4 protein-coding genes are annotated in these 3,925 nt (G+C 32.9%); all 4 read left to right on the forward strand.

Annotated features, from left to right (window positions below):
• Window positions 1-18: 18 nt before the first annotated feature.
• The gene (locus tag Q0A18_RS03010) at window positions 19-477 is read left to right on the forward strand and encodes a GtrA family protein (protein WP_292008692.1); all 459 of its coding nucleotides are present in this window, start codon (window positions 19-21) and stop codon (window positions 475-477) included.
• Entirely contained in the window at window positions 470-1,198 is a 729-nt protein-coding gene (locus Q0A18_RS03015) for a lysophospholipid acyltransferase family protein (protein WP_292008690.1), read from the forward strand. The genes Q0A18_RS03010 and Q0A18_RS03015 overlap by 8 nt, the downstream gene beginning before the upstream one ends.
• A gap of 38 nt (window positions 1,199-1,236) precedes the next feature.
• Window positions 1,237-2,682 (forward strand): MFS transporter, encoded by a 1,446-nt coding sequence (locus Q0A18_RS03020; RefSeq protein WP_292008691.1) that lies wholly within the window; start codon window positions 1,237-1,239, stop codon window positions 2,680-2,682.
• Between the two features lie 97 nt (window positions 2,683-2,779).
• The gene (locus Q0A18_RS03025) at window positions 2,780-3,730 is read left to right on the forward strand and encodes a DUF3810 domain-containing protein (protein ID WP_363315940.1); all 951 of its coding nucleotides are present in this window, start codon (window positions 2,780-2,782) and stop codon (window positions 3,728-3,730) included.
• Window positions 3,731-3,925 lie beyond the last annotated feature (195 nt).

Here is a 3,925-nt window from a genome sequence, read left to right on the forward strand (position 1 = left end):
GCATATCATATATACAGGATGAGAGAATTAATTCTACGACAAAAACAAGTTCTGTTCTTCGTAATTGCCGGAGGCCTTAGTGCGATTATAGAGATCGGGAGTTTTAAAATATTCAGTACTTATATTCCGAAAGGACTTCCTAATGAAGTTAATTTCCATGGAATACATTATCCCCTTAGTAACATTTTTTCAACAAGCTGCGGGATTCTTAGTAATTATTTTTTAAGTATCTGGTTTGTTTTTGAAAGAGGAAAACATTCGAAGAGAAAGGAATTCGCCTATTTTATGGCTGTATCTTTTGTTTCCACTCTGCTAAGCCTTGGATTTTTTCAGATTTTTTACAGTTTTATTTTTAAAGATAATATTAATTTGCTATTTTATACTTTAAGTCCTGAAATGATCAGTAAAATTTCTGCAATATTATTGGTATCTATCCTCAATTATTCAGTCAAGAAAAAAGTAATTTTTAATGGCTAAGATATTAAACTATCTGTGGAGGTTTTGGTTATTGATATTAGCATTTGTATTAACAATTGTTTTGGGAATACCGGTTTATATTTTATCCTTCAATAAAAAGCATTATAAATATGCCTATAAGTTCATTCGTTTCTGGTGCTACGGAATGTTTTACGGGATGGGATTCCGATATGAACTGATCCATCTGACAGATAAAAAAATAGATAAGGGAAGACAATATGTTTTTGTTTCCAATCATACTTCCATCATGGATATTATGCTGCCATGTATTTTATTCCCAAACCATCCTCTCTGTTTTGTAGGCAAGAAAGAGTTGGTAAAGATTCCTATTTTCGGAACTATTTATAAAAGAATCTGCGTAATGGTAGACAGAACAAGTGCCAGAAGCCGCGCCGACGTCTACAGAAGATGTGCTGAAAAAATGCAGGAAGGAAATAGTATTGTTATCTTTCCTGAGGGCGGAGTCCCGGATGACACTTCTATTATTTTAGATGACTTCAAAGACGGAGCTTTTACATTATCCTCTAAGCACCAGTCCCCCCTAGCAGTATATACTTTTGTAGGTCTGAAGGAAATGTTTCCTTTTGATAATTCTAAAGGATATCCCGGTAAAGTAAAAGTTTTTTTTAATGATATTATTGAGCCTTCATCTGATCAAAAAGAAATGAAAACACAAACTTATCAAAAGATTAAAAAAACCTTAATTAATAACAGCTATTAAAAGAAATAATTATATTTGTTCCGAAATTTTTAAAAAATATGTCAAATAATTCTAAACAAACTAATTGGGGACAATTCATACCATTAGTAACGGTATTCTTTTTCTGGGGCTTCGTAGCTGCGAGTAATGACATTTTGATTCCTGTTTTCAAAAAGGCATTTAATCTCACCCAAACAGAAAGTATGCTGGTACAAATATGTTTTTATGTAGCATACACTATCGGATCTTTAATATACATGCTTGTATCTAAAGGACTCAAAAAAGACTTAATCAATAAAATCGGATATAAAAACGGACTCATTGTGGGACTTCTGATTTCTGCTGCAGGGACCTTACTATTCTATCCTGCAGCCAATACAGGCTCATTTATATTAATGATCTCCGGGTTATTCACAGTAGGATTAGGGTTTTCCTTACAACAAATTGCAGCCAATCCACTTGCTCTGGAAATAGGCCCACCCGAAACAGGATCTCAAAGATTAACCATGGCAGGAGGAATTAATAACCTGGGAACTACCATTGGACCTCTTATTGTTTCATTTGCCATTTTTGGTTCTGCAACTACCGCTAATACAGAAGCCAGTATTGAGAGCGTAAAAATACCTTATCTTATTTTAGGGGCTGCTTTTGTTCTTGTTGCCTTAATGTTGAAATTTTCCTCACTTCCCTCTGTTACTGAAAATAATGATGAAGAGAATCAAATATCAGAAACATCCAACCACAGATCCTCTGCATTTCAGTATCCTCAGTTACTTTTAGGAATGATTGCAATATTTGTATATGTAGGAGTAGAAGTTTCCACTGCCAGTAATTTACCTGCTTATATGGAAAAAGACTTAGGGTTTGAGACCAAAGATATCGCACCTTATATTTCTTTATACTGGGCTTCATTGATGATTGGACGATGGACAGGCGCTGTAGAAGCCTTCGATATCAAGGCAAATATCAAGAAATTATTAAGATTTCTAGCTCCTTATCTTGCCTTTGGAGTATTCCTTCTTGTAAATGCAATAGCAAAACATGATTTATCACACTTCTATATCTATTCCCTCATCATTATTGTAATGATCATATGTGATATTATAAGCAAGGGAAATCCTGCCAGAATATTGCTTATTTTTTCTAGCGCTGGAATTATAGCTTTATTAATCGGTATGTTTACTACAGGTATGGTCTCTGTATATGCATTTACCAGTGTAGGTTTATTCTGCTCCACCCTTTGGCCATGTATCTTTGCCGTGGCATTGAACGGACTCGGGAAACACACTAATCAAGGATCCAGTTTCCTTATCATGATGATCATGGGAGGTGGAATTATAAGTTTAATTCAAGGATATGTAGCTGATTTTACCAACATCCACTTTAGTTACATTATAGGAGTTATTTGTTTTGCATATCTGGTTTTCTATGCTATTCGTGTAAGTAGTATCTTAAAAGCCCAAGGTATTGATCTTGACAAAATATCTAAAGAAAATGGACATTAATCACTTAAAGATATATCAAAAAAAAAGAATTTGGACAACTATTTTGGTTGTCCAAATTCTTTTATTCTTATGCTTCTCAAAATCAAAAGCAAGCATTTTGTTTTTTGAATCTTTTTTTGAATTACAGAAAAAACTTCACCAACTCCTATTTTATTGGATTCCATTTTCTTTTGGAGATGTTTTATATGTTATATTAGGAACACTCTTATTATACTATATTTTAAAATCTTTTAAAAAGAAAAACAGACATCATGCTATTTTAAGAATATTGATCATCATCAACATCTTTTATTTTTCTTATCAGATTTTTTGGGGAATGCTTTATTTTCAAACGCCTATCATTGAAAAGCTTTCCAAAGAAGAACCGGCACCAGGTAAAGCTAAAAAATTAACTCTACTCTATCTGGAAAAATGTAAAAATACCAGAGCAATGGTTAAAGAAGATGCAAACGGAGTGTTCACAGTTACAGACCTAGATGCAGTCCAACAAGAAATACTATCACAACAACATCAACTTCCAGCATATATTTCCAACAAGGATAGTTACTCAATCAACTCCTTTAAGCCAAGCCTTTTTAAAAGCATTATGAGTTTTACAGGAATTCTAGGGTATTACAATCCATTTACTTCTGAAGCACAATATAATTCCGAGCTTCCTTCTTCCTATTTACCTTTTACATTAGCTCATGAAAGTTCGCATCAATTAGGATTTGCAAGAGAACAGGAAGCTAACTTTATAGGGTATTTAGTAGGAGTTAATTCCAATAATGCAGAACTGAGATACAGTACTGAGTATTTCACATTAAAAAGCCTGTTAAACTCATTAATCGAAAAAGATCCTGATTTTGTAAAAATTATTTTGGATAATTATTCTCCGGCAATGAAAAGAGACAGGCAGTATGAAAAGGATTTTGCTATCCGGCATCAAGGTTGGCTTGATGATTTCTTTCATTTTACTAATAATTTGTTTTTAAAAAGTAATCAGCAGGAAGGTTCAGTCACATACTCCTACTTCATCAACCTTTTATTACGCTTTGAAAAGGTATAAAAAAAGAATCGTATCAGGCGATACGATTCTAAAAACACAAATGATGAAAAAAAATTTATTACCTTGACTTGTTCCCTCATTCAAGGCGATGTAAAAGTACAACATATTTCCAAACAAAAAAAGTCTGTCTATCTATTTTCTTCAATTTTATGAAAACTTTATGAAAACTTTAATATTTTTTATGTTTTTTTAGCC

Source organism: Chryseobacterium sp. (assembly GCF_022712095.1).
Lineage (GTDB): Bacteria > Bacteroidota > Bacteroidia > Flavobacteriales > Weeksellaceae > Chryseobacterium.